Origin of the sequence: Pseudomonas kurunegalensis, assembly GCF_030291635.1 — a bacterium.
Lineage (GTDB): Bacteria > Pseudomonadota > Gammaproteobacteria > Pseudomonadales > Pseudomonadaceae > Aquipseudomonas > Aquipseudomonas monteilii.
The window spans coordinates 833,051-858,285 of the sequence record NZ_CP127871.1 but is presented as its reverse complement, the minus strand read 5'-3'; the positions used below and the strand labels follow the sequence as shown (position 1 = coordinate 858,285).

27 protein-coding genes and 1 tRNA gene are annotated in these 25,235 nt (G+C 62.8%); 9 read left to right on the top strand and 19 right to left on the bottom strand.

The window, feature by feature from the left end:
* Nucleotides 1-7: 7 nt before the first annotated feature.
* The 3 genes from QQ992_RS03885 to QQ992_RS03875 form a co-directional block, all read right to left on the bottom strand.
* Nucleotides 8-1,165 (bottom strand): MFS transporter, encoded by a 1,158-nt coding sequence (locus QQ992_RS03885; protein ID WP_060500224.1) that lies wholly within the window; start codon nt 1,163-1,165, stop codon nt 8-10.
* A gap of 83 nt (nt 1,166-1,248) precedes the next feature.
* On the bottom strand, nt 1,249-1,386 hold the full coding sequence (locus QQ992_RS03880; RefSeq protein ID WP_003247435.1) for a hypothetical protein: 138 nt from the start codon (nt 1,384-1,386) through the stop codon (nt 1,249-1,251).
* Between the two features lie 199 nt (nt 1,387-1,585).
* Entirely contained in the window at nt 1,586-2,800 is a 1,215-nt protein-coding gene (locus QQ992_RS03875) for an MFS transporter (protein WP_060500226.1), read from the bottom strand.
* Nucleotides 2,801-2,991: 191 nt separating this feature from the next.
* Between QQ992_RS03875 and QQ992_RS03870 the strand changes: the two genes are divergently transcribed.
* Complete coding sequence (locus QQ992_RS03870; RefSeq protein WP_286113897.1) at nt 2,992-3,915, top strand: FecR family protein; 924 nt, start codon at nt 2,992-2,994, stop codon at nt 3,913-3,915.
* Between the two features lie 95 nt (nt 3,916-4,010).
* A tRNA-Met gene (locus tag QQ992_RS03865) sits at nt 4,011-4,087 on the top strand.
* Nucleotides 4,088-4,189: 102 nt separating this feature from the next.
* Here the strand turns inward: QQ992_RS03865 and QQ992_RS03860 are convergent.
* The 4 genes from QQ992_RS03860 to QQ992_RS03845 form a co-directional block, all read right to left on the bottom strand.
* Nucleotides 4,190-6,697, bottom strand: a complete 2,508-nt coding sequence (locus QQ992_RS03860) for a TonB-dependent siderophore receptor (RefSeq protein WP_286112259.1) — start codon at nt 6,695-6,697, stop codon at nt 4,190-4,192.
* Nucleotides 6,698-6,774: 77 nt separating this feature from the next.
* A complete protein-coding gene (locus QQ992_RS03855) occupies nt 6,775-7,725 on the bottom strand; it encodes a FecR family protein (RefSeq protein WP_286112258.1) in 951 nt (316 codons plus the stop codon).
* Nucleotides 7,722-8,243 (bottom strand): sigma-70 family RNA polymerase sigma factor, encoded by a 522-nt coding sequence (locus QQ992_RS03850; protein WP_286112257.1) that lies wholly within the window; start codon nt 8,241-8,243, stop codon nt 7,722-7,724. Before QQ992_RS03850 ends, QQ992_RS03855 begins: the two co-directional genes overlap by 4 nt.
* A gap of 67 nt (nt 8,244-8,310) precedes the next feature.
* Nucleotides 8,311-8,925, bottom strand: coding sequence for a LysE family translocator (locus QQ992_RS03845; protein ID WP_286112256.1), 615 nt, complete (start codon nt 8,923-8,925; stop codon nt 8,311-8,313).
* A 156-nt stretch (nt 8,926-9,081) separates the two neighbouring features.
* Between QQ992_RS03845 and QQ992_RS03840 the strand changes: the two genes are divergently transcribed.
* Nucleotides 9,082-9,999, top strand: coding sequence for a LysR substrate-binding domain-containing protein (locus tag QQ992_RS03840; protein WP_286112255.1), 918 nt, complete (start codon nt 9,082-9,084; stop codon nt 9,997-9,999).
* Here QQ992_RS03840 and QQ992_RS03835 read toward each other — a convergent pair.
* The 3 genes from QQ992_RS03835 to QQ992_RS03825 form a co-directional block, all read right to left on the bottom strand.
* Nucleotides 9,939-10,514 carry a D-Ala-D-Ala carboxypeptidase family metallohydrolase gene (locus QQ992_RS03835; RefSeq protein WP_286112254.1) on the bottom strand — a complete coding sequence of 192 codons (576 nt, stop codon included), beginning with the start codon at nt 10,512-10,514 and terminating at the stop codon, nt 9,939-9,941. The two genes, QQ992_RS03840 and QQ992_RS03835, sit on opposite strands and share 61 nt — an antisense overlap.
* Before the next feature lie 65 nt (nt 10,515-10,579).
* Entirely contained in the window at nt 10,580-11,035 is a 456-nt protein-coding gene (rimI, locus tag QQ992_RS03830; protein ID WP_016713340.1) for a ribosomal protein S18-alanine N-acetyltransferase, read from the bottom strand.
* Complete coding sequence (locus tag QQ992_RS03825) at nt 11,032-11,817, bottom strand: energy transducer TonB (protein ID WP_119368799.1); 786 nt, start codon at nt 11,815-11,817, stop codon at nt 11,032-11,034. The genes rimI and QQ992_RS03825 overlap by 4 nt, the downstream gene beginning before the upstream one ends.
* A 425-nt stretch (nt 11,818-12,242) precedes the next feature.
* Here QQ992_RS03825 and mksB point away from each other — a divergent pair, with 425 nt between their 5' ends.
* The 3 genes from mksB to mksF are packed head-to-tail and all read left to right on the top strand — an operon-like array spanning nt 12,243 to nt 17,057.
* Entirely contained in the window at nt 12,243-13,532 is a 1,290-nt protein-coding gene (gene mksB / locus QQ992_RS03820; RefSeq protein ID WP_016713342.1) for an Mks condensin complex protein MksB, read from the top strand.
* Complete coding sequence (mksE, locus tag QQ992_RS03815; protein ID WP_104833488.1) at nt 13,522-14,229, top strand: Mks condensin complex protein MksE; 708 nt, start codon at nt 13,522-13,524, stop codon at nt 14,227-14,229. Before mksB ends, mksE begins: the two co-directional genes overlap by 11 nt.
* On the top strand, nt 14,226-17,057 hold the full coding sequence (gene mksF / locus QQ992_RS03810) for an Mks condensin complex protein MksF (RefSeq protein ID WP_286112253.1): 2,832 nt from the start codon (nt 14,226-14,228) through the stop codon (nt 17,055-17,057). Before mksE ends, mksF begins: the two co-directional genes overlap by 4 nt.
* A 126-nt stretch (nt 17,058-17,183) precedes the next feature.
* On the opposite strand, the gene QQ992_RS03805 is transcribed toward mksF, so the two are convergent.
* The 5 genes from QQ992_RS03805 to rplU form a co-directional block, all read right to left on the bottom strand.
* On the bottom strand, nt 17,184-17,645 hold the full coding sequence (locus QQ992_RS03805) for a CreA family protein (protein WP_019096697.1): 462 nt from the start codon (nt 17,643-17,645) through the stop codon (nt 17,184-17,186).
* A complete protein-coding gene (gene proB, locus QQ992_RS03800; protein ID WP_025754691.1) occupies nt 17,642-18,760 on the bottom strand; it encodes a glutamate 5-kinase in 1,119 nt (372 codons plus the stop codon). The genes QQ992_RS03805 and proB overlap by 4 nt, the downstream gene beginning before the upstream one ends.
* Nucleotides 18,761-18,845: 85 nt before the next feature.
* Entirely contained in the window at nt 18,846-20,072 is a 1,227-nt protein-coding gene (gene cgtA, locus QQ992_RS03795) for an Obg family GTPase CgtA (protein WP_060500244.1), read from the bottom strand.
* 188 nt (nt 20,073-20,260) lie between these two features.
* On the bottom strand, nt 20,261-20,518 hold the full coding sequence (rpmA, locus tag QQ992_RS03790) for a 50S ribosomal protein L27 (RefSeq protein ID WP_003247464.1): 258 nt from the start codon (nt 20,516-20,518) through the stop codon (nt 20,261-20,263).
* Between the two features lie 38 nt (nt 20,519-20,556).
* Entirely contained in the window at nt 20,557-20,871 is a 315-nt protein-coding gene (gene rplU, locus QQ992_RS03785; RefSeq protein WP_003247466.1) for a 50S ribosomal protein L21, read from the bottom strand.
* Between the two features lie 244 nt (nt 20,872-21,115).
* Between rplU and QQ992_RS03780 the strand changes: the two genes are divergently transcribed.
* From QQ992_RS03780 to QQ992_RS03770, 3 genes are all read left to right on the top strand, one after another.
* Nucleotides 21,116-22,084 (top strand): polyprenyl synthetase family protein, encoded by a 969-nt coding sequence (locus tag QQ992_RS03780; RefSeq protein ID WP_016713348.1) that lies wholly within the window; start codon nt 21,116-21,118, stop codon nt 22,082-22,084.
* A gap of 186 nt (nt 22,085-22,270) precedes the next feature.
* Entirely contained in the window at nt 22,271-22,612 is a 342-nt protein-coding gene (locus QQ992_RS03775; RefSeq protein ID WP_119368795.1) for a zinc ribbon domain-containing protein YjdM, read from the top strand.
* 84 nt (nt 22,613-22,696) lie between these two features.
* Nucleotides 22,697-22,942 carry a PA4570 family protein gene (locus tag QQ992_RS03770; RefSeq protein WP_016713350.1) on the top strand — a complete coding sequence of 82 codons (246 nt, stop codon included), beginning with the start codon at nt 22,697-22,699 and terminating at the stop codon, nt 22,940-22,942.
* A gap of 126 nt (nt 22,943-23,068) precedes the next feature.
* Here QQ992_RS03770 and bamJ read toward each other — a convergent pair whose 3' ends face one another.
* The 4 genes from bamJ to QQ992_RS03750 all read right to left on the bottom strand — a co-directional run bounded on the left by bamJ (nt 23,069) and on the right by QQ992_RS03750 (nt 25,119).
* The gene (gene bamJ / locus QQ992_RS03765; RefSeq protein WP_016713351.1) at nt 23,069-23,686 is read right to left on the bottom strand and encodes a BamJ family beta-barrel-assembly machinery protein; all 618 of its coding nucleotides are present in this window, start codon (nt 23,684-23,686) and stop codon (nt 23,069-23,071) included.
* Between the two features lie 85 nt (nt 23,687-23,771).
* The gene (locus tag QQ992_RS03760) at nt 23,772-24,077 is read right to left on the bottom strand and encodes a DUF6482 family protein (protein ID WP_016713352.1); all 306 of its coding nucleotides are present in this window, start codon (nt 24,075-24,077) and stop codon (nt 23,772-23,774) included.
* A 128-nt stretch (nt 24,078-24,205) separates the two neighbouring features.
* Nucleotides 24,206-24,694 carry a TIGR00645 family protein gene (locus QQ992_RS03755; protein ID WP_003247486.1) on the bottom strand — a complete coding sequence of 163 codons (489 nt, stop codon included), beginning with the start codon at nt 24,692-24,694 and terminating at the stop codon, nt 24,206-24,208.
* 86 nt (nt 24,695-24,780) lie between these two features.
* On the bottom strand, nt 24,781-25,119 hold the full coding sequence (locus QQ992_RS03750; protein ID WP_084297418.1) for a PA4575 family protein: 339 nt from the start codon (nt 25,117-25,119) through the stop codon (nt 24,781-24,783).
* Nucleotides 25,120-25,235 lie beyond the last annotated feature (116 nt).

Genomic DNA, 25,235 nt, shown 5'->3' with positions numbered 1-25,235 from the left:
ACGGTCATCACTGCGCCACAGCGCGTATGCGCCCCGCACGCCGGTACGACTGCCTGGCAAAACACACGAACAACCCGGCCATCAGCGCCAGCGCCATGGGCAAGCCATGTGGCGCCACATTCATTGCCGCGCCACTGAGCAGCGGCCCGATCAGGCTCCCCACGCCCCACAGCAACCCTACGCTGGCGTTGGCAGTGACCAGGTCCTGGCCTTTGAAGCGCTGCCCGATCAACACCAGCGCCAAGGTGTAGATACCCCCTGCCACCGCGCCCAGTACCACCAACAGCGGCCACAGCAGCCAGGTGAGGTTCAACAGCCAAGGCAGGCCGATGCCGATCGCCATCGCCACCAGCCCGCACACCAGGTGCAGCCCGGTGCGCTCCACCCGGTCCGCCAGCCAGCCCAGCGGCAGCTGGAACAGCATGTCGCCAGCAAACACCACGGTCACCATCAGTGCTGCGACGCCCACGGCAAACCCATGGCTGGTGGCATACACCGGCAACAGCGACAGCACCACGGCATCGAAGAACGAGAAGAACAGCACCGCCACGCACAGCGCCGGCGCCACACGGAAGAACCCGGCCAGGCCAAAGCTCTTTTCGCCCTCTTCATGTTCGACATGGTCATTGGGCACGGTTAGCACGATGCACAGCAGCGCCAGGCCATAGCAGGCAGTGACCACCCCGGTGATCCACGGGCTATCGGCACCCAGCACCGCCAGCATGGCCGGGCCGAGCACCTGAAAGCCAGTGAAGCTGGTGGCATACAGGGCCATGATCTTGCCGCGGTTGTGCTCCGGGCACAGCTCGTTGACCCACGACTCGCCGAGGATGATGGCGATCCCCATGCCCAGCCCGAGGCCCAGGCGCAGCAGCGCCAGCAGCCACAGCGAACCGAATGCCGACTCGAGCAAGGCAATGCTGACCGTGCACAGGCTGAAACACAGCAAGTAGATGGTGCGCCGGGTGAGGTGACGGCAGCAGGCATCGACCAGAAACGCCGAGAGCATCATGCCCGCAGCAGGGATGGCCGAGATGATGCCGATTTCCAGGGTGCTCGCCCCCGCTTCATGCAGGCGCAACGACACCAACGGCAAGCTGGCCCCCAAACTGAAACCCACGACCGAAACGGCGAACAACAGGCCCGCCAGCAAACGCATGTTCATGTACCACTCCTTGCAAACCGAAAAGACGTGCAGACACAGGCGCGCACGCCAGGGTGGCGAGCGACGCAAAAGCGCAGATCAGTTCAGGCGAGGTGTGGCGAGAAGGTGAAGGCAAACAGCACGCTGCGGCGGCGCTTGAGCACCGTGTCGCTCGGCCACGCACGACGCAAGGCCTGGAAGGCAGGCTGACGGGCGTGTGGCAGGGACTGGGTACGGCGCATTGCTTTGACTACTACGCAGGTGGTTGGAAAAAGAGGCGGCACTCTAGGCCAAGGGTGTCAGGTCGTCAATCGTCAGGGCCGCTGCGCGCCCCATCGCCGGCAAGCCAGCTCCCACAGGTTTTGCACATGGCTCAAGGTCTGTGCAGCCGGGGTGGGAGCTGGCTTGCCGGCGATGGGCTGCAAAGCAGCCCCGGCAATGTTAGCGCTTACCGGTACTCGGCAAGAACACCGCCAACAACCCGAACAGCGGCAGGAACGAGCACACCCCGTACACATATTCGATACCGCGCAGGTCCGCCACATAACCTAGCAGCGCCGCGCCGATGCCGCCAAAGCCGAACATCAGCCCGAAGAAGATACCGGCGATCATGCCCACGCTGCCCGGTACCAGCTCCTGCGCATACACCACGATCGCGGAAAACGCCGACGCCAGGATAAAGCCGATCACCACGCTCAACACCGTGGTCCAGAACAGGTCGGCATACGGCAGTGCCAAGGTGAACGGCGTCACGCCCAAAATCGAGAACCAGATCACCGCCTTGCGCCCGATGCGGTCACCGATCGGCCCGCCAAAGAACGTGCCGGCCGCCACCGCGCCGAGGAACAGGAACAGGTGCAGCTGCGAGCTGGCCACCGACACATCGAACTTCTCGATCAGGTAGAAGGTGAAGTAGCTGGTGAAGCTGGCCATGTAGAAGTACTTGGAGAACACCAGCAAGCCCAGCACGATCAGCGCCGCGATCACCCGGTTGCGCGAGATGCCGTGGGTGGCTTGCACCGCCTTGCGCGCCTTGGCCTGGTTGAGGTGCTCCTTGTACCAGCCACGCAGCATCAAGGTGACGCCAAAGAAGAACAGCGCGGCCAGGCCGAACCAGGCGACGTGGGTCTGACCGAATGGAATGACGATGGCCGCCGCCAGCAGCGGGCCCAGGGCCGAACCGGTGTTGCCGCCCACCTGGAAGGTCGATTGGGCCAGGCCGAAGCGCCCGCCAGAGGCCAAGCGTGCAATACGCGAGGTTTCCGGGTGGAACGTCGATGAGCCGATACCGACCAGCGCCGAGGCCAGCAAGATCATCGGGAAGCTGCCCACAAAAGCAAGCATCACGATGCCCACCAGCGTGCACAAGGTGCCCATCGGCAACAGGTTCGGTGTCGGCCGGCGGTCGGTGAAAAAGCCGACCCAGGGTTGCAGCAACGACGCGGTGATCTGGAACGTCAGCGTGATCAGGCCGATCTGGGCAAAGCTCAGGTCGTAGTTGGCCTTGAGCATCGGGTAGATCGCCGGCAGCACCGACTGGATCAGGTCGTTGATCAGGTGCGCCAGGGCGCAGAAACCAATGATGCGCATCACCAGCGGCGTGGCTTGGTTTGCCGTTGCGTGGGTGGACGCGGTGGAGGCACTACTGATGGCCATTTGCCTAAATCTCCGTCCTCAGGTTTGGGATCCGATTATCAGGAAACAAATAGATACATAGCTACCTTTTTTATCCCTCTGTCGCGACGTACTTGAAAATGGTTCTCAATATAATTAGCATCCTTGACCCATACCCCTGTCATCGTTGGGCGAAACGGCCCCTATCGTGAGCAGACCTACCCATGAGCCCGATGCCCGCCATGCAACTGCAGCCCGACCCACAGCAGGAAGCGCTGGAGTGGTTTTCGCTATTGCGCCAACCCGGCTGTGACGAAGCCCAGCGCCAGGCGTTCGCGGCCTGGTGCCAGGCACCCGAAAACGCTCGCGCCTATGCCGAGCTGGAAACGTTCTGGCAGCAGTTGCAGCCACCACCCGCCCGCCCCCGCCCACGGCAGGTCAGCGTGCGCCGCAGTCACCTGGGTAAATGGCTGGCACTTGTGTTCCTGCTCGTATTAAGCGCCGCAGCCTACCTCTACTGGCCGCTGATGCAGCGCCTTGCCAGCGAGCTGCACACCGACGTGGGCGAACGCCGCAGCACGCGCCTGGCAGATGGCACCACGCTTAACATGGACAGCGCCAGCGCCATGAACGTCGACCTGCGCGGCCGCACGCGTCAACTGCACCTGGTGCAGGGCCAGGTGTACCTGGAGGTTGTGCTCGATGGGCGGGCGATGGAAGTGGAAGTGGGCAGCGCACGCATCCAGGTGTTCGGCACCCGCCTGCAGGTCGCCCGTCATGCAGATCATGATGAACTCGTGGTACTCAGTGGCAAGGCCATGGTCACCCAAGGGGGGGATCAACGCATGGTCTCGGCGGGTGAGCGGGTTACCTTTGATGACATGCGTATCGACCCGGTGCAGAAAGCCGACCTGAAAACCGCCGACAGCTGGCGCAACGGCCGCCTGAAAGCCACCGACATGCCTTTGGGGCAGGTGCTGGAGCGCTTGGCCGGGTACCAGGGGCAACGCCTGTGGATGACGGATGAACAAATGGCCCATCGGCGCGTAAGCGGTGATTTCAACCTCGACCGGCCACAGGAAAGCCTGCAATCCTTGGCTGCGGCCCAGCATTTGCAGCTTCAGGGCGTGCTCGGGCACTGGCTTGTGGTGCGCTGAAACCGCGCCCGGCCGCTAAGTTTTTGAAAGCGTGCAAATTTTTTTTGAAATGAGTGTTGACAGGGGGGCCGTTCAAGAGAATAATGCGCGCCATCGGCTACATAGCTCAGTTGGTTAGAGCATAGCATTCATAATGCTGGGGTCCGGGGTTCAAGTCCCTGTGTAGCCACCAAACAAGACGAAGGGCTTACCGCAAGGTAAGCCCTTTTTCTTTGCCTGCGAAAAAACTCCAGACGTTTCGCGCTCCCTGTAGGAGCGCGTGACATCCAGAACTTCAGAATTCCAGCTTGGAACTCAGCATGAAGTTGCGAGGCTCGCCGTACGACGCACTGTTGAAGTTGTCATCGAACGAGCTGAAGTACTGCTTATCGAACAGGTTGTTCACGGTCGCAGTCGCCGACCACTGCCGGGTGAACTGGTAGCGGGCCATCAGGCCAACCGTGGCATAGTCCCCCTGCTTGATCTTCACCGGGTTACCGACCTGCCACGGCGTGGCGGTAAAGTGCATGCCGCTCTGCCAGTTCACACCACCACCAACGGTCAGACGCTCCAGTTCACCAGGCAGCTGGTAAGTGCTCCACAGCTTGAACATGTCCATCGGGATGGTGGTCTTGACCCGCTCGCCGTCATTGTCCTTCACCCTGGAATGGGTATAGCTGGCTGCCAGGTTCCAGCCCGGCGCCAGCTCCCCGCTGACCTCCATGTCGATACCGCGGGTGGTGGTCTTTTCTGCGCGATACGCGGTGATCAGGCCATCACTGCCGGCCACGGTCCCGTCGGCCACGGCATCGTTGTCCAGCTTGACTTCATACAGCGCAAAGGCGGTGTTCAGGCGGCCACCGAAATACTCGCTCTTCAGGCCAAGTTCGTAGTTGTCCCCTTCACGCGGCTCCAGCAGCTTTCCTGCCTGGTTACGGTACGGCTGCGGCTTGAAGATGCTGGTGTAGCTGGCGTAGACCGAGTGCACATCGTTCAGGTCGTAAACCACGCCTGCATAGGGAGTCACCTCCCCCGTGGCCTTGACCGAGTCATCGGTGTCATAGGGCTGCAGGCTGGCAACGTGGTAATGGAACAGGGCGTCGTACTGGTAATTGCTGACCCGCGCACCCAGGATCACCGACAGATCATCCGTCGGCTTCAGGCGCGTCGCCAGGTAGGCCCCGGTCTGGCGCTGGTCGATATCATCGTCTTCACGGTTGAAGTTGTAGGACGGTGTCGGGCCTTGGTTGTCCCAGGTCCAGATGTTCACCGGCACACTGCTGACGCCATTGTTGCTGCTGCCGTTCGCCAGCAGGTTGCCAAAGCCGTTGCGGCGGTTCTCATAGCTTTGGTAATTGAAGCCCATCACCAGCTCGTGTTCACGCCCCAGCAACTGGAACGGGCCACTGAGCATCACATCGATACCGCGTTGCTTCTGCGTGTTGTCACCCTTGGTGGCGGTGTAACGCAAACCGTCGCCGGTGGTCGGGTTGACCACGCCCGTGGTGGTGCCGACGATGACCGAGTCGTAATCGCGGGTGCCGTACAGATAGTTGGCGGCGAGCTTGAGCGACCAGCCCTCGCCCAAACGCTGCTCAAGCGAGGTGAAGGTGTTCACCGACTCCTGATGGTTGCTGCTATCGCGGCTGGCACCGTTGTATGAGCGTGGCATGCGGTACTGGAAGCCACGCCCCGAACCGTCGGTGGCCACTACCGGCAAGCCGGTGGTGGAGAAGCCACGCGGGTCGCTGTCCAGGTACTCCACGCCCAGGGTGAACAGGGTATCCGGCGTCAGGTCCATCTCGCTGACGCCATACACGATGGTCTTCTGCTGCTGCAGGTGGTCGGTGAAGCGGTTGGCCTGCTGGTACGCCGCCACGGCACGGCCGCGCACCGCGCCGTTGTCGGTCAGCGGGCCGGACACATCCAATTCGGTGCGGTACAGGTCCCAGGAACCGAGGCCGCCACTGATGTAGCCCTTGAAGTGGTCCGTTGGCTTCTTGCGCACCAGGTTTACCGTACCGGACGGGTCGCCCGCCCCGGTCAACAACCCGGTAGCGCCCCGCACCACTTCGACCCGGTCGTAGATGGCCATGTCCGACAGCGCCTGGGGCAGCGCCTGGCTGAAGGCGAACGTGGTGGTGGGCATGCCGTCATATTGGTAGCTGTCGATCGCCAACCCACGAGAGAACACATACAGGCGGTCACTGCCAGGGCTCTGCACGTTGACCCCTGGCGTTTGCTCAAGCACTTGCCCGATGCTGCGCAGGTTCTGGTCTTCCATCCGCTGGCGGGTCATCACGCTGACCGACTGCGGCGTCTCGCGCAGGCTGAGGTTGAGCTTGGTGGCGGCGTTCGTGATACCCGTGGTGTACGAACCCGTGCCCTCGGTGGTGCTACCCAGCAACTGACTATTGATGGTGGTGGCGCCCAACTCCAGCGCCCCGTCATTGCCCGGCACGCTGACCAGCACAAAGCCATCGGCACTCCCTTGCGCCTGCAGCCCCTGCCCGCCCAGCAGCACGGCAAACCCTTCATTCACGCCGTAACTGCCCTGCAAGCCGGTGCTACGCCGCCCTGCCACCTGGCTGGCGTCGAACGAAATTGCCACGCCGGCCTGGCGAGCGAAGCTGCTGAGCACATCCCCCAACTGCCCTGCCGGGATGTCATAGCGCTGCACCTGCTGTTGGGCTGCGGCCACAGGCGCCAGCAGCAGCGGCAGGCTGCCCAGCCCCAGGTGAAGCCCCAGGGCCAGCGCATTGCGAGGCGTGAAAGGGATGCGCGCGCGCAAATTCGAAAGCATGTTCCCGATACTCCGTTATGTTGGCTTACGACAAGGACGCACGGAAATCGAGAACTGGAAGCAGGCAGGAATGTTTTTTATCTGAACTCGGATTCAGGCAGGTAGCGCACCCGCGTGATCCAGGGCGTGTAGTGATCGATGCCCAGCGGCAGACTACGTGCCAACAGGCGCAATGCACGCTCACTGTCGTCGGCCGGCAAGACAGCGGTCACGCGAATGTTCGCCAAGGCCTTGCGATCGAACAGCAGGTAACCCGAATGGTTACGGCTCAGTTGTTCGAGCACCTCGACCAGCGGCCGCTCGCGCACCACCAGCTGGTGCCGGGCCCAGGCCTGCTCCACGCTCCTGCCGTCGACAGGCTGTACTTCACCTGGCCCCGTCGCGTCGAAATGCAGTTCCTGGCCTGCCGATACCACCCGGCGCTGGCCATGGCTGTCGACTTCGGTCGTGGACTCGATCATTGCCAGGCGCGAGCCTTCGGCCAACTGCTCCACGACAAAACGCGTGCCCAACGCCCGCACACTGCCATGTTCGGTCACCACCTTGAACGGACGCCCGGCATCCTTGGCCACATCCACCAGGATTTCCCCGCGCAGCAGGCGAACCGTCCGCGTCCGGTCATCGAAGTCCAGGTCGACGGCAGACCCACCATCCAGCCGAAGCACGCTGCCATCAGGCAACTGCCGCGTGGCCCATTCGCCGCTGCCGGTGCGAATATCGGCCAGCAGGTAGGCCGGCCCCTGCTGCACGAACAGCACCAACGGCAAGGCCAGCACCACAGCCAGCGCGAGCGCCTTCATGGCGTTGGCCGAACGCCGTTGTTGCTTGAACGCCTGCAGTGCGCTGCGGGCTGGCGCCTGCTTGAGCACCTGCAAGGGGGCCAAGGTTTCCTGCATGCGCTGGAAGGCTTCGAGGTGCTCGCTGTCCTGCTCCAGCCAGGCACGAAATGCCTCACGGTCGCGGCCGCTGGGCTGGTCGTCCAGGCGCACGAACCACTCGGCGGCCTCATGAAGAACTTCCGGGCTCACAGGCAGGCCTCTGCGGCGGCGTGACAGGCCAGCAGCGCTTGCACCAGGTAGCCTTGCACACTCTTGGTGGACACCTGCAAATGCTCGGCGATTTCACTGTGGCTCAGGCCTTCGAGATGGCGCAGCACAAACGCCTGGCGTGCCCGCGGCTGCATGCGCGACAAGGCCCGATCGATCTGCTCCAGGGCTTGTATTGCCGCGTGAATCTGCTCGGGAGAAGGCGCTTGCTCCATCTGTTCCACATGCAGCGCCAACGCTTCGCGATAGGCTTGCTCAAGCTTGTGCCGACGGCCACGGTCGATCAGCAGGCGCCGCGCCACCGTCGCCAGCAAGGCCCGGGGCTCGCGAGGGGCGACGTAACTGCCAGCACTGAGCAAACGAACGAACGTGTCCTGGGCCATGTCTGCGGCATGCTGCGGGCAGTTCAGGCGCTGGCGCAACCACACCAGCAACCAACTGTGATAACCCTTGTACAAGGCATCCAGGCTGTCTACGGCGGCGGGAGGGGTTGGTTTCATCGCGAAGCTTCGCAAATGGGAATGATTCTATTCTAAGTGGCCATCACCCCAACTTGCAATCGCCGCCTCAACGTATACCCGTCACCGCCACTGCCAAACCAAGCCCGATCAACGCCAGCCCGATCACTCGGTCCACCAGCACTTGCCGATCGATCATCGCCTTGCGCAATGCCGTGCTGGAGAAGAACACCGCCACCAGGCTGAACCACAGCCAATGGGCAAAGGACATGAACGCGCCGTAGGCGAAATCCAGCCCCAACGGGCTGCCGGGCTGGACGACCTGGGTGAACGCACTGATGACAAACAACATGGTCTTGGGGTTGAGGGCATTGGTCAGAAAGCCCGTCCGCAGGGCTTGCAGCGCGCCACCAGCGGTTTGCCCTACACCCTCCAGGCTGATGCGCCGGGTATTGGTCAATGACTGGTAGCCCAGATAGATCAGGTAGCCCGCACCCAGCACTTTCATGGTGAAGAACAAAGCCGGGCTCTGGCTGATGAGCACTGCAATGCCCAACACCGTGTACAGCACATGCACCTGCACGCCCAGCGCAATGCCCACCGCAGCGGCCAGCCCGGCCCTTCGACCCTGTGCATAACTGCTGCGGGTGACCATGGCGAAATCGGCGCCAGGGCTGATGACGGCGAGCAAGGTGAACAGGGCGACGGCGATGAGTTCGGTCATGCGGGTGGCTCTCGATAGGCGATGGAAATGCACAGACCGCGCAATTATCGAGCGCTTAATGGCGAGGAAAAATCGATTTATAGTAAGGGAAATCTGATAGTTTTTTTCACAGAGGTGTAGTGCCCACGAAGAGGCCGGGCCTAAAAACATAAAACCATGAAACTGCCGCCACTCAACGCCTTCCGCTACTTCGATGTCGCCGCCCAGACCGAAAGCTTCGTGCGCGCCGCCGAGCACCTGCACGTCACCCACGGCGCCGTCAGCCGCCAGGTACGCCTGCTTGAAGAACACCTCGGCGTGGACCTGTTCGAACGCCGTAACCGGGCCATTTTCCTCACCCCAGCCGGCCGCGCCCTGCAAGGCACTACCCAGGCGATCTTCGAACAGCTCGAAGGCGCCGTGCAGCGCTTGCAACAACAGGCCCGCGACAATGTGCTGGTGCTGTCCTGCGAGCCGACCATCGCCATGCGCTGGCTGATCCCGCGCCTGCCTCGCTTCCATGCCGACCACCCCGACCTGCAGTTGCACCTGGTAGCCGCAGGCGGGCCGCTGGACTTCGCCCGTAGCGGTGTCGACCTGGCAATCCGCCGCGACGACTTTCACTGGGATAACCAGCTGTACAACCAGAAAATCTGCGACGAATGGATCGGCCCGGTGTGCCACCCCACCGCCCCTAACCAGCTGAACGGCCAGCGCTTGCTGCACAGCACCACCCGCCCCGGCGCCTGGCCCACCTGGTTACGCCTCAGCGGCCAGCAGGCGCGGCATAACGAACGCAGCGACTACGAGCACTTCTACCTGTCGATCCAGGCCGCCAGCGCCGGCTTGGGCGTGGCCATGGCCTCAGCCCTGATGGTGCGCAACGAACTCGACAGCGGGCAGTTGCTGGCGCCCTTCGGTTTTGTGCGCGATGGCTCGGCCTACCACCTGCTCAGCCCACAACCGGTCGAAGACGGCGGCAAGCGTCAGCGTTTTGCTGAATGGGTCACAAGCGAATGCCAGCGCTGCCTGGCTCACTTGGGCTTGATGCAGAACGACGAGCCGGCGCTGCCATCGACGCCCCAGGTGCGATAGCCGGCGGTATCCACATGGATACGCCCGGACGGGTAGCGCCCCAGGCCCATGTTCCAGGCCTGGCCATACTGCTGCCAGAAGCGGCACAGCGGGTTGGGATCGGCCCAGGCCGGCAACAGGATATCGACGGCGAAGGCGCGGGTATGGGCACTGTTGGCAGCACCACCCGCGCAGGTATTCAGGCGTGGGTTACGGTAGGCAGAGACCACTTCAAACTGGCGCAGGATGCCTTGATCATCAAGCGTCTTGATCAGCGAGAGGGTCGAACGTACAGCCGACCAGTTGCTGGCAGGCGGCACGGCAAAGGGAGACGCCTGGCATAGCTTCCAGTCCGAGGCCGAGCGCAGCAACTGGTGGATAGGTACTACGCCGTAAAGGCGGGCATCCACCAGCATTTCACGAAAAGGCCGGGTTTGATGGTCGCCAGCCCATTGGGCGAACATCCACAGGTCGCGTTCGTCGGCGTGTGCTGCACCAACAATCAGCAGGCCCGCCACCAGAAGCCGTTTTTTCATCCTTTATCCATCCGTGCATAGAGAACAAAGAAAACCAGGCCAAAGGTGGTAGCGGCTATGCTCGGTCAGTCCTCAAGCAGGGTGCACGCCATCACCAGCGCGTCTTCGCGCCCCCCGGCAACCGGATAATAGTCGCGGCGGCGGCCGATTTCGTTGAAGCCGTAGCGCTCATACAAACGATAGGCCGACTGGTTGCTGGCACGCACCTCCAGGAAGCACTCGCGACCATTGAGCTGGTAGGCCCGGGCCATCAGGTGCTCCAGCAGGCGCAGGCCCAGGCCACGGCCCTGGTTTTCCGGCTTGACGGTGATGTTGAGCAGGTGCGCCTCGTCGATGATCACGTTGATCACGCCATGGCCTACCTGCTGCTGGCCGTCGAACATCAGCCAGATTTCGTACGACTTGAGCGCATCCTGAAAGATCCCGCGGGTCCAGGGATGACTGAACGCGGCATATTCGATCTTAAGTACGGCATCCAGATCCGCCTCGGTCATCGGGCGGAAACTGATCGATTCACTCATTCAACGCTCTTCCAGCGCGCCATCAGCTGGCGCATGGCTTTCCAGACGTCCGCCTTGCGCTGCGGCTCGTCCATCAACAGTTCAAGGCCCGGCAGTGCCCAGGCGTCGCCCAGGCCGTCGAGCGTCAGGGTTTGGTAATAGGCTTCGGCGTCGGCATTGGCGGCAAAGCGCAGCGCCGGCAGGCCGATCAGCCACAGGCAAGTGCTCGGGGCATCTTCGAGGCGCGCCTGGACAAAGCCCCGGACAAAATCACGCGCGGCTTCCGGCCCCTGGTCCATGTTGCCTCGCACCAGCAACGGCCAGCGCACCGGTTCACCGATGATCTGCGGGGCGTCAGGCAGGCCGGCGGCGCGCAGCATGTCCTTGAGCAGCAGGTAGGACGGGTCGCGGCTCTGGAACGGCTGGCCGGTGGCCAGTTCGACCAGCAGCAGGCAACTGCCGGCGCGCAGCAGTTGCAGCGAGAAACGCGGGGGCGGCACGGGGGCCGGTCGCGGCGGTGCGGGCTGTTCCTCGGCCTCGACAGGCTTGGCAGCCGGTTTGGGCGCACTGCCCGGGCGCGGGATTTCGATTTTTGGCCGCTCGCCGGAGCGAGCCTGAGGGGCGGCGGGCGCATTGTTTGCAGCCGGTGCCGGCCTGACCTCGAAATCGATGTCCTCGACCGGTGCGACCGGCAGCAGCAGCTCGGGCCGCGACGGTGCGGCGAACGGCAGTTCGGCGCGCGGCAGCCAGTGCACCACTTGCATGGCGGAAAGGTAGGCGCGGCGACGGGGTTCGGTGAGCAAGAGCGGGTGTCCGAGGGGCGGAAATAGGGGGGCATTCTAACGCGTACGCCTTGGTTTTTGCAGCGCCTATCAGACCGAGCGCCGCCCGCGCGGCGCATCGCGAGCAAGCTCGCTCCTACATCTGTTTCGGGCCAATTATTCCTGAGGCACAGGCGCACGGCCTTTTGATGTACACCTCGATATCGAGTCGGGCAATCAAGGCGGTCGCGCGCGCTGGCACAGGCGTTACTGGCCCGAAACAAATGTAGGAGCGAGCTTGCTCGCGATGCGCCGCGCGGGCGGCGCTCGATCTCAAAACCACCCCAAAAACAACGCCATACACTTATTAGCCATAAGGTTATCTCTCATTACAGACCAAGGGGTGAAAACCTCCCCCCCGGATGCAGTACAATCGCCCCCTTTTTCTTGGCAACGAGTCGAAGCCAATGATCGAACCCAAGCGCGTCCTGCGCGCCCTAGCCGAACACTGGGCCCTGATCGAGCCGCTGTGCGAGCGTTTCGACCAGGGCACCCTGAGCCTGGTCGAGCTGCGCCAGCACGTGGCCCGTCAACAGGTCGAGAGCACCCCGCAGGACATCACCCAGCTGCTCGACGTATGGATCCGCCTGGATATCCTGGTCCCGGTGGCCAAAAGCCCGAACCGTTTCGAGCTCAACGCGCAGATCCACGACTTCCTCGCCTACCTGCGCCGCGAACACCGGCTGGGCCTGTGCCTGGAGATCGAAGCCTACCTGCGCCACCTGGAACGCCTGGCCGGCCACATCCAGGACGCCTTCGACAACCGCGACAGCGACGACCTGGCGCGCCAGCTGCGCCTGCTCGACATGCGTGTGCGCGATGTGCTGAAAAAGCTCGATAACGACGAGCAGGCGCTGGTGGCCGTGGCCGAACGGGCCAAGACCAGCAACCGCCAGATCCCGCTGCGCCAGCGTTACGCTGAAGTCCTGGCCACCTGGGATGAATACGTCGAGCCGATGATCCAGCTGGTGAATGCCGACGGCGCCTTCGAACAAGGCGTGCGCAAGGTCGAGACCGTGCTGCTGAAGCTGCTGGGCGAACAGGCCCGCCTGGGCCACCTGGTCGACGACGACATGCTGCTGCGTACCCACGCGCGCATCCTGGAAATGCAGACCAGCGCCCAGCTCACCCTGCGCCATGCCCGTGAACTGCTGCTGCCGCTGCGTGAAGAAGCCCGCCGGCACAACGCCGTGACCCGTGGCGCTGCGCTGGCCCTGTCGGTGATCCGGCGCAAGGGCATCGATGCCGTGCCGCAAGCGGCCATGCCGATGTTCACCCGCCCGCAAAGCACCTTCCTGGGCAGCGCCAGCCAGGTCGAGGCCTATGTGTACGCCCTGGCCCGCTTCGAGCCCAAGCCGGCGCGCTTCCCCAAGGCCCACAAGACCCAGTCCGGCGCCCTGCCCCGTGCACCGCGCACGGTCAAAGAGATGGCCGAACGCTGCGAACAGGCCCTGCCGCTGCCCGACCTGATGGTCTGGCTGCTGGAGCAGGAACCCGAGGGCGCCACCGACGAGCTGCTGTACTGGTTCTCGCGCCTGTCGCGGGAAAAGCGCTTCAAGCGCGAACGCCTCGACCGCCGCGAATACACCACCCAGGAACACTTGGTCAGCCTGCGCTCGTTCGCCCTGACCTCCAGCCGCGAAGACGCCACCAGCGCGCCTACCGAACCCAACGCGAGCCCAGCCCATGCATCTTGATCTTTCCGAACTGTCCCAGCTCGCACCGATCTTCCGCGAGCTGTTCAAAGGCTTCCACGTCAGCCGCCGCGACCCGGAGCTGTACGCCCAGCTGTCGAACTTCCAGGACCAGTACCGCACCCTGTTCAAGGCCCTGGGCTTCGAGCTGGTGTGCGACACCCGTGGTTTCTACTACTTCGTGCCGGACATGACCGCCGCACAGGTGAACAAGACCGCGCAGCGCCTGTCGCTGTTCACCTTCATCCTGGTCGAGCATCTGGCCGACCAGGGCCGCGACCCGATGGCCGTGCTCGATGGCGGCAGTATTGGCCGTGACGAGCTGCCCTCGCTGCTGGACAAGTACCGCGACCTGTTCCTGCAGGCCGAAGTGCAGACCGTGGACGAGCTGGAAGAAAAAATCCTGCGCCGCATGACCCAGCTTGGTTTCGCCTTTGAGGAAGGCGGCATCTACCGCTTCTTGCCGCCGATGCACCGCTTCCTCGATGTGTGCCTGTCGGTGCAGCAGGACCGCGACCTGGCCGCCACCCTGCACAGCGACCTGCCGCTGCCGACCCCGGTACTGGTCGAGGAAGAAAGCCCCGAAGAACTCAACCGCACCGACGACCCGCTGGACCTCAGCCCGTTCGACGGCGAGGAAAGCGAAGAAGAAGCCCTGGCCCGGGCCATCCGCGAAGAGCAACAGGAGATTGACGCATGAGCCAGGAACGCTACGGCATCCGCCGCTTCGCACTGCTCAACACCGCCGGCTACAGCCTTGGCCTGTTCCCGCTGGAGCACCCGCTGTCGGTGTACGGCGCCAACAACCTGGGTAAATCGGCGTCGATCAACGCCCTGCAGTTCCCGATCCTGGCACGCATGTCGGACATGAGCTTCGGCAAGTACAGCCTGGAGCAGTCGCGCCGCTTCTACTTCGCCAGCGACACCTCGTACATTCTCTGCGAACTGAGCCTGCCGCACGGCCCGCACGTGATCGGCGTGGTCGGCCGCGGCCCGGGTGGCGGTTTCGGCCACCAGTTCTTTGCCTACAAGGGCGAACTGGACCTGGCCCACTACCAGAAGAACGACACCTGCCTGCGCCAGAAAGAGCTGTTCACCAACCTTGAACGCTTAGGCATCAAGGCTTACGAGCTGAAGCCGGACGAACTGCGCCGCCTGCTGGTTGGCGGCCACACCTCGGTGCCGCTGGACCTGACCATGATCCCGCTGCGCTCCACCAGCGAGCAAAGCCTGAAAACCTTCCGCGCGCTGTTCATCAACCTGCTGCACATGCGCGAAATCACCGCCGCCAAGCTCAAGCAACTGTTCCTCGACGCGTTCGAGCACAGCCTGCGTTCGGGCAGCGTCGACTACATCGCCGCGTGCGAAGAAGCGTTCCGCGACGTGCGCCGCATGGAGCAGGACTACAACGCCCTGGTCGCTGCCGGCCCGCTGGTCGAGGCCCTGGCCGGTGGTGTAGCCCAGCGCGATATCCTGCGCGGCAAACTGCACCGCATTTCGCCCGTACTCGACACCCTGCTGGGCACCTGGCAGGAATACGCCATGGCGCGCAAGGAAGAGCTGGTCATCCAGTCCGAGCACTACCGTGGCGAGCAGGACCGCCTGCAGAACGACCAACGCGGCGGCACTCAGGAGCTGATGCGCCTGGAGCGTGAAATCACCGGCATCCAGCGCTGGCTGGGCGAGCTGTCGGTGCTCAAGCACCGCTTTGCCCTGGTCGATGACGTCAAGGTCCTGGAACAGCAACTGTTGGCAGCCAAGGACGCCCACGACGAACTGGCCGGCGCCCTGGCCCAGTCGCGGCAGTTCAGCGCCGAAGACCTCGACGAACGCGTACGCGACCTGGAAAAACGCCTGAAGCAGGTCAAGCAGCAGCTCGACCACGCCGACAACAACAGCTACGCCCGCCTGCGCGAAGAGTTCTCGCAAGCCGACGTCGACCGCCTGATGCGCCTGTTCAACGGCGCGCTGTTCAGCCTGCCGCTGGGCGACCGTGGCATCGAGCTGGACGACAGCGACCTGTGGGTAAAATCGCTGGAAGCGGTGCTCGACGGTTTCAAGGGCGAGCGCTTCGAAGCCCCGGGCCTGGCCATCGACCTGACCCACATCGACCCGCCGGCACTGCAGGCCTTGGCCGACCGTGCCGCCCTGCGCGACCAGAAAGAGCGCCTGGAAAAAGAGCTGAAACAGCTCAAGACCCAGCAAGCCGTAGCCGCCGACCGCTCCGCCTCCAAGGCGCAAACCGAGACCCTGTACCAGGAAGTGCTGGATGCGCAAAAGGCGCTTGAAGACTTCCGCCGCAGCGAAACCCTGACCGCCGAAGAGCCGGAAAAGCTGGAGCAACTGTCGCAGCTGGAAGCTGCCCAGGACGAATTGAAGCGTTCCAGCGACGCCTTCACCGAGCGCGTCCAGCAGCTGTCGGCCAAGCTGCAGCTGGTCGGCCGCCAGATCGGCGACCTCGAGTCCAAGCAACGCACCCTGGAAGACGCCCTGCGCCGTCGTCAACTGCTGCCGGCCGACCTGCCCTACGGCACGCCGTTCATGGAAGCCATCGACGACTCGATGGACAACCTGCTGCCGCTGCTCAATGACTACCAGGACAGCTGGCAAGGCCTGCAGCGCGTGGATAACCAGATCGAGGCGCTGTACGCCCAGGTGCGCCTGAAAGGCGTGGCCAAGTTTGACAGCGAAGACGATATGGAACGCCGCCTGCAACTGCTGGTGAACGCCTACGCGCACCGCACCGACGAAGCCCTGACCCTGGCCAAGGCACGCCGCGCTGCGGTCACCGACATTGCCCGTACCCTGCGCAACATCCGCAGCGACTACGACAGCCTCGAGCACCAACTGGCCCTGTTCAACCGCGAGATCAACAAGCGCCAGGTGTCCAACCTGGAAAGCTTCCGCGTGGTGCTGGCACCGAACAAGGAAGCGCTCAAGCACATCGACCAGATCATCCACAGTGCCGGCCAGTACGAAGAAGGCGAAACGCTGTCGGTGTTCGACCTGACCCAAAGCGCCGAGCAGGACAACAAGAACGAAGAGGCCAAGGAGTACCTGGCACGGCTGGTGGCGGCCAACCACAACCAGCTGGGCCTGAAGGACCTGTTCGAGCTGGCGTTCGAGATCACCAAGGTCAACGGCCAGCCGATCATCCACGCCGACATCGACGGCGCGGCGTCCAACGGCACCACCATGACCATCAAGGCGCTGACCAACATGTACCTGTTGCTGCACTTGATGGACCGTGACCTCGCCGGGCGCATTCGCCTGCCGTACTACCTGGATGAGGCAGCAGACATCGACGAACGCAACCAGGCAGCACTGCTGGAGACCAGCCTGCAGCTGGGCTTTGTGCCGATTCTGGCGAGTGTGAAGCCGCAGGTATCGGCGCGTGTGGCGATCGACCTGGAAGGCGGTAGCGGGCCGAATGGCATCTACATCGACGAGGCGGACTGGAAGTTCATCAGCCGGCTGGATGAGGTGAAGGCGGTTGTGCGTGAGGATCAGGCCGAAGAGTTGGCCTGAGGAATCCGGGGCCGCTTTGCGGCCCTTTCGCGACACAAGGCCGCTCCTACAGGAGAACGCATATCCCTGTAGGAGCGGCCTTGTGTCGCGATGGAGGCCAAAGGCCTCCCAGGATCTACCGGGCTATCAATGCGCCCAAGGCAAGATCGGTATCGCGGTCACCGCATTCTGCGGGCTGCCTTCGATCATGCGGTCGCTGTACACCAGGTACACCAGCGTATTGCGCTTCTTGTCCAGGAAGCGCACCACCTGCATGGTCTTGAACACCAGCGAGGTGCGCTCCTTGAACACCTCCTCGCCGTCTTTCAACTCACCCTTGAAGTTGATCGGCCCGACCTGACGGCAGGCAATCGATGCCTCCGCACGGTCCTCAGCCAGCCCCAACCCACCCTTCACGCCACCCGTCTTGGCCCGCGACAGGTAGCAGGTCACGCCCTCGACCTTGGGGTCGTCGAACGCCTCGACCACGATGCGGTCATTCGGCCCGAGGAACTTGAACACGGTGGACACCTGGCCGATTTCCTCGGCACCGGCCAGCATGGGCAGCACCAGCGCTGCCACGCCGATCACCCGCTTGAACAGGCTCATACCAGCACCAGGTTGTCGCGGTGCACCAGCTCCGGCTCGGCGCTGTAGCCCAGCAGGCTTTCGATGGCATCGGACGGCTGGCCAATGATCTTCTGCGCTTCCAGGGCACTGTAGTTGGCCAACCCGCGCGCCACTTCCAGACCGTCCGGGCCGACGCACACCACCATCTCGCCACGGCGGAAACTGCCCTGCACGGTCTTCACGCCGACCGGCAGCAAGCTCTTGTTGGCCTGGCGCAGCGCCTGCACGGCACCGGCGTCCAGCACCAGGGTGCCACGGGTTTGCAGGTGACCGGCCAACCACTGCTTGCGTGCAGCGAGCATGCCGCGCTCGGGCGACAGCAGAGTCCCCAGGCGCTCGCCCGCCTTGAGGCGGTCCAGCACGCGCTCGATGCGGCCCCCGATGATGATGGTGTGGGCACCGGAACGGGCAGCCAGGCGCGCAGCGCGCAGCTTGGTCTGCATGCCGCCACGGCCCAGGGCACCACCGGTGCCACCAGCCACGGCGTCCAGCGACGGGTCGTCGGCACGGGCTTCGTAAATCAGCTGGGCTTCGGGGTTGTTGCGCGGGTCGGCGTCGAACATGCCATCGCGGTCGGTGAGGATCACCAGCAGGTCGGCCTCGACCAGGTTGGCCACCAGCGCCGCCAGGGTATCGTTGTCGCCGAAACGGATCTCGTCGGTGACCACGGTGTCGTTTTCGTTGATCACCGGCACCACGCCCAGGTCGACCAGCGTGCGCAGGGTGCTGCGGGCGTTCAGGTAACGCTTGCGGTCGGACAGGTCGTCATGGGTCAGCAGGATCTGCGCGGTGTGCTTGCCGTGCTCGCCGAAGCTCGACTCCCACGCCTGCACCAGGCGCATCTGGCCGAGCGAGGCAGCCGCCTGCAGCTCGTTCATCGCGCTCGGTCGCGTGGTCCAGCCCAGCTGGCTCATGCCGGCAGCCACGGCCCCGGAGGACACCAGTACCAACTCCACGCCCGCCTCACGCAGCGCGACCATCTGCTCGACCCAAACGGCCATGGCACCGCGGTCGAGGCCTTTGCCATCGGCGGTCAGCAGAGCACTGCCAATCTTCACGACCCAGCGCTTGGCGCCCGTCACCTTGCTTCGCATCTTCTTCCAACCTATGTCGAATCTGTAGATACCGTGGATACAAAAACGCCGCTCCAGAGAGCGGCGTTTAGTGTACTGCAACCAATCAGTCGCGCACGTAAATGATTTCCGGGCCGTCTTCGTCGTCCTCGAAATCATCGTCCCAACCGTCATCGTCGCCGATGTCGTGCACGCTCTTGACGCCGGTACGGCGCAGGGTACGCGCGTCGTCCAGGGCCTGCAGCTGGGCACGGGCTTCGTCTTCGATGCGCTGGTCGAGGTCGGCCAGTTCTTCGGCGTAGGCCGGGTCGTTGGCCAGGCGGTCGGCGCGGTCTTCGAGGTAGCGCATCAGGTCGTGGCTGAGCTTTTCGGTGCCCTGCTTGGAGATAGCCGAAATCACATAGACCGGGCCTTCCCATTGCAGGCGCTCGACCACTTCCTGGACGCGCGCGTCGCGCTCGTCTTCCATGACCATGTCGGCCTTGTTCAGCACCAGCCAGCGCTCACGCTCGGCCAGCGACGGGCTGAAGCGGGTCAGCTCGTTGACGATCACTTCGGCGGCATCGGCCGGGCTGCTTTCGTCCAGCGGCGCCATGTCGACCAGGTGCAGCAGCACGCGGGTACGCGCCAGGTGCTTGAGGAAGCGGATACCCAGGCCGGCACCGTCGGAAGCACCTTCGATCAGGCCGGGGATGTCGGCGATGACGAAGCTCTTCCAGCGGTCGACGCTGACCACGCCCAGGTTCGGTACCAGGGTGGTGAACGGGTAGTCGGCCACTTTCGGCTTGGCTGCGGAAACCGAGCGAATGAAGGTGCTCTTGCCGGCGTTCGGCAGGCCCAGCAGGCCCACGTCGGCCAGCACTTTCATTTCCATCTTCAGGTCGCGCTGGTCACCTGGTTTACCCGGGGTGGTCTGGCGCGGTGCACGGTTGGTGCTGGACTTGAAGCGGGTGTTGCCCAGGCCGTGCCAGCCGCCTTGGGCGACCATCAGCTTCTGGCCCGGGGTCACCAGGTCACCGATCACTTCCTGGGTGGAAGCGTCGATCACGGTGGTGCCGACCGGCACACGCAGGAACAGGTCGTCGCCTTTCTTGCCGGTGCAGTCGGTGCTGCCGCCGTTGGCGCCGCGCTGGGCCTCGTGGTGACGGGTGTAGCGATAGTCGACCAGGGTGTTGAGGTTTTCGTCGGCGACCATGTACACCGAGCCGCCGTCGCCACCGTCACCGCCGTTGGGGCCACCGTTCTCGATGAATTTTTCGCGACGGAAGCTCATGCAACCGTTGCCGCCGTCACCGGCCTTGACCCGAATGGATACTTCGTCAACAAACTTCATTAAAACCGCCTCTCGTCGGCAGACGAGCTGAATGACTCAAAAACATGAGGCTCTTGCAAAAATGAGCGCGGCGGCCCCGTACGACCGTAGAAACCAACGCCGGCAACCCAGACAAACAGCTTTGCAAGAGGCTCACCACAAACGAAAAAGCCCCGTCGCATGACGGGGCTTCTGGAGCGACGTCGCGATTAAGCGGCGACGATGCTCACGTAACGGCGCATGAACTCGCCTTTTTTCTCGAACTTGATCACGCCTTCGATCTTGGCGAACAAGGTGTGGTCCTTGCCCATGCCAACGCCGTAGCCAGCGTGGAATTCAGTGCCGCGCTGACGGACGATGATGTTGCCTGGCTTGATAACCTGGCCGCCATACATCTTCACGCCAAGGCGTTTAGATTCTGAGTCGCGACCGTTACGAGTACTACCACCAGCCTTCTTGTGAGCCATGGTTCAATTCTCCAAATAAATTCAGGGGATCTAGGGGATTAAGCCTGGATGCCGGTGATTTTGATCTCGGTGAACCACTGGCGGTGGCCCATACGCTTCATGTGGTGCTTACGACGACGGAACTTGATGATGCGAACCTTGTCGTGGCGGCCTTGCGAAACAACTTCGGCCACTACTTTAGCGCCAGCAACAACTGGAGCGCCGATGGTGACTTCTTCACCGTTGGCGACCAGCAGAACGCGATCGAAGGTCACGGATTCGCCAGTGGCGACTTCCAGTTTTTCGATCTTGAGGAATTCACCTTCAGCGACTTTGTACTGCTTGCCGCCGGTAACGATTACTGCGTAAGACATGGTATTTCTCCGATAATCCTGCTCACCCAGCGCTTTATATGATGAGTATTGGCTGGCATGGCTGCATGGGGCTGGAACGGCCCGGTGCAATTGCGTAAGGCAGGTGCTGCCCAGGAAGTTAGGGTGCGCGATTGTACGCAACCCGGGTTTTGCTTGCAAGTGCCGCCCCCGGCCAGCGGGCACCGCGCCTTGACACACCGGGACCTGCGACCTAGCATGCCGCGCAACCTCACTGGAGCAGCCGATGCAACCCCAAACCTTCTACCGTGCGGTGGCTGATGATTTCAGCGCCGTCGACGAGATCATCAAGAAGCAGCTGACCTCGCGCGTGCCGCTGGTATCGAAGATCGGCGACTATATCACGTCCGCCGGTGGCAAGCGCCTGCGCCCCCTGCTGGTGCTGCTGTGCGGCAAAGCCCTGGGCCGCGAAGGCGACGACCTGCGCCTGCTGGCCGCCACCATCGAATTCCTGCACACCGCCACCCTGCTGCACGACGACGTGGTCGACATGTCCGGCATGCGCCGTGGCCGCTCCACCGCCAATGCCCTGTGGGGTAACGCGCCAAGCGTGCTGGTGGGCGACTTCCTTTATTCGCGCTCGTTCGAAATGATGGTCGAGCTGGGCTCGATGCCGGTCATGCAGATCCTGTCCAAGGCCACCCGCGTGATTGCCGAGGGTGAAGTGCTGCAGCTGTCGCGAGTACGCGATGCCAGCACCACCGAAGAAGTCTACATGGAAGTCATCCGCGGCAAGACCGCGATGCTCTTCGAAGCCTCGACCCACAGCGCTGCCGCGCTGGCCGAAGCGACAGACGAACAACGCGAAGCCCTGCGCACCTTCGGCGACCACCTGGGTGTGGCCTTCCAGCTGGTCGACGACCTGCTGGACTATAAAGGCGACTCGCAAACCCTGGGCAAGAACGTGGGTGACGACCTGGCTGAAGGCAAGCCTACCCTGCCACTGATCTACACCATGCGTGAAGGCACTGCCGAACAGGCTGCACTGGTGCGCCAGGCGATCCAGAAGGGTGGCCTGGAGGACCTTGAGCAGATTCGCGTGGCCGTCGAGGAATCGGGTGCGCTGAAGTACACCGCAGAGCTGGCCCGTGATTACGTGAAGCGTGCCATCGAGTGCCTCGAAGTGCTGCCAGCCAGCGAGTATCGGGATGCGCTGGTTGAATTGAGCGAGTTTGCGGTCGCACGTACTCACTGACAGACCGAGTCGCCTTCTTCGCGGGCAAGCCCGCTCCCACAGGAATAGCGCAAGCCTCAAAGGTGGCGCAGATCCTGTGAGAGCGGGTTTGCCCGCGATGCTTTTGTCCGGACATAATCCCTTCTGGAAAAATACCTTTTACAATGCAGGCCTTTAACCGCCCGTCTGTTTGTTTGAGGAACCGAAGTGAGCACTCTGCCACCCTGCCCTAAATGCAACTCCGAATACACCTATGAGGATGGCGCTCAGCTGATCTGCCCTGAATGCGCCCACGAATGGTCGGCCAACGGCGATGCCGAGGCGGCCAGCGACGAGGTGGTGAAAAAGGATTCGGTCGGCAACATCCTGCAGGACGGCGACACCGTCACCGTGATCAAGGACCTCAAGGTCAAGGGCTCGTCCCTGGTGGTCAAGGTCGGCACCAAGGTCAAGAACATCCGCCTGTGCGACGGCGACCACGACATCGACTGCAAAATCGACGGCATCGGCGCCATGAAGCTGAAGTCCGAGTTCGTGCGCAAAGTCTGATTACACAAAAATCTGCCAATTGGCGCTTGCTATTTTGATAATAAGAATTATTCTCATTGAAGCTGCTATCCAAGGAGAATAGCCATGACTTATCTGATCGACGCTTGGCTGGACCGCCCTCACCCCTACCTGCGCATTCTTCATCGGGAAACCGGCGAAGTGTGCGCGGTGCTTGAAGAAGAAGCACTCGACGAGCTGCGTGACCAGGGAGACCTGGACATGAGCGGGCTGAATTCGAGTGAACCGGGGGTGCTCAAGGAGCTGGTGCGGAATCTGTTTCTGTTCTGCTATGCGCGGGCGTTGCGCCCGGCGGGAACGGATTGGAATTGAGGCCAGCAGGGCCGGCCCATTCGCGGGCAAGCCCGCTCCCACAAGTAAAGCGCTCGCTTTGAGCCTGCGATAATCCTGTGGGAGCGGGCTTGCCCGCGAATGGGCCGCAAAGCGGCCCCAGCGGTATTACAGAACGTCGAGCAGCTCGACGTCGAACACCAGTACGCTGTGCGGCGGGATGCTGCCAACGCCTTGGGCGCCGTAAGCCAGCTCGCTCGGCACGTACAGGCGCCATTTGCTGCCTGCGTTCATCAGCTGCAGGGCTTCGGTCCAGCCCGCGATCACGCCGCCTACCGGGAATTCAGCCGGCTGACCACGGTCGTAGGAGCTGTCGAACACAGTGCCGTCGATCAGGGTGCCGTGGTAGTGCGTGCGCACGTTGTCTTCGCGGGTCGGCTTGGCGCCTTCACCGGCGGTCAGCACTTCGAACTGCAGGCCCGACGCCAGGGTGGTGATGCCTTCGCGCTTGGCGTTCTCGACCAGGAATTCTTTGCCAGCAGCAGCAGCGGCTTCGGCCTTGGCTGCGGCTTCGGCTTGCATCACGTCACGGATGACCTTGAAGCTGGCCGACAGGTCGGCTTCGCTGACGCGGCTGTCGGCGCCGTTGAAGGCATCGGTCAGGCCGGCCAGGATGGCTTCCAGGCTAACACCCGGTGGCGGGTTGTCGCGCAGCTGGCCGCCCAGCTGACGGCCGATGCCGTAGCTGACGCGGGTTTCGTCGGTGGACAGGTTGAGTTCGGACATTGTCGTGCTCCACTGCAGGGCGCAGTGCAGCCGCGCCCTTGATGAAAAGGGCGAGCAGCCTAGCACACTGGGGCGCTGCGAGCAGCTACCAGGCCGAACGCTGGGAAATCGGCACCTTCAGGTCTTCTTCCGGGTGCGTGCCCATGCCGCACATTTCATCTTGCACCGACCAGTGCACCAGGTTCATCGAAACCATGGGGATGGTTTGCAGCAACTTGCGCGCATCCTCCACCGAGTGCACACGTAAGCGCTCACCACGGGTGTCGGACAAGGGGTGGGCACGGCCTTTGACCCGGGCCTCGAGCAGGTAGTCACCGCCTTCGATGGCGATCAGGTTCAGTTCATCGACATGGCCAGCCCTTGCCTCGGTATTGAGCTGATGCAGGTTCATGAGAGCACCTCGCGACGGGAACCACGCATGAGAGCTCATTTTTTGTACAGGCCGGCTGAAAGCACAAGCCAGAAACAACACCGCCCGTCCGTTTTGCAACGGACGGGCGGCGCCAACAGCGATCTGGCTCAGTGCTTGGTCAGCTTGTCCAGGTAGCCCATGCAGAACGCCGACACCACGAAGGTCATGTGGATAATCACGTACCACATCAGGTAATCGGTGGAGATGTTCTGCGCATCCATGAACACCCGCAGCAGGTGAATGGACGAAATCGCCACGATCGACGCAGCAACCTTCATCTTCAACGACGAGGAGTCCATCTTGCCCAGCCAGTTGAGCTTCTCTTTGCTCTCGTCGATATCCAGTTGCGAAACGAAGTTCTCGTAGCCGGAAATCATCACCATCACCAGCAGGCCGCCCACCAGCGACATGTCGATCAGCGACAGGATCACCAGAATCAGGTCGGCCTCGCTCAGGGCGAAGACGTTAGGCAGGACGTGGACCACTTCCTGGAAAAATTTCAGCGCCAGGGCCAGCAGGCCGAGGGACAGGCCGAAGTAGATGGGTGCGAGCAGCCAGCGCGAGGCATACATCGCATTTTCGAGAATACGTTCCATGGAAAGTTTGGGACTCGTCAGGTGACTGGAAAAACGACCGCGAGTATAGCCAGCCACCTGTTACAGCAAAAGCCCAAGGCAATCCGTCAGGTTTCAGGATGAAACTGGTAATCCCCCAGGTTCCGACACCGCTCGCCATTGATCTTGCGCAACTGCGCCTGCAGGTGCAGGCACCAGATCTGCGGGTCCTCGGCCACCTGGTACCCGTGCAAGGTCAGGCTGTCGACAATGGCATTGAGCACCGATTCGGCCACCAGCGGCCCATGGAAAGGCCCTTGAGCCTTGATCGCAGAGGGTTGTTCACCGGCCATGCCGGCGGCAAACAGCAGCGTCCACATGCCGTTGTCCCCAGCCAGTGGGCGGATGCTGCATTCGATGCGGGTCACCAGGCCCAGGCACTGGCGTGTGAGGCTGAGGTTGCGCATGGCCGCGTCCCCTCCAAAGAGCCTTGTTCAGCCTGTACCTCAGGCTGTTTCCATCCTGAACGCTGTACCGTCCTTAAGTTCCAGCATAGAAGAACCGTACAGAAAGATGGAAAACC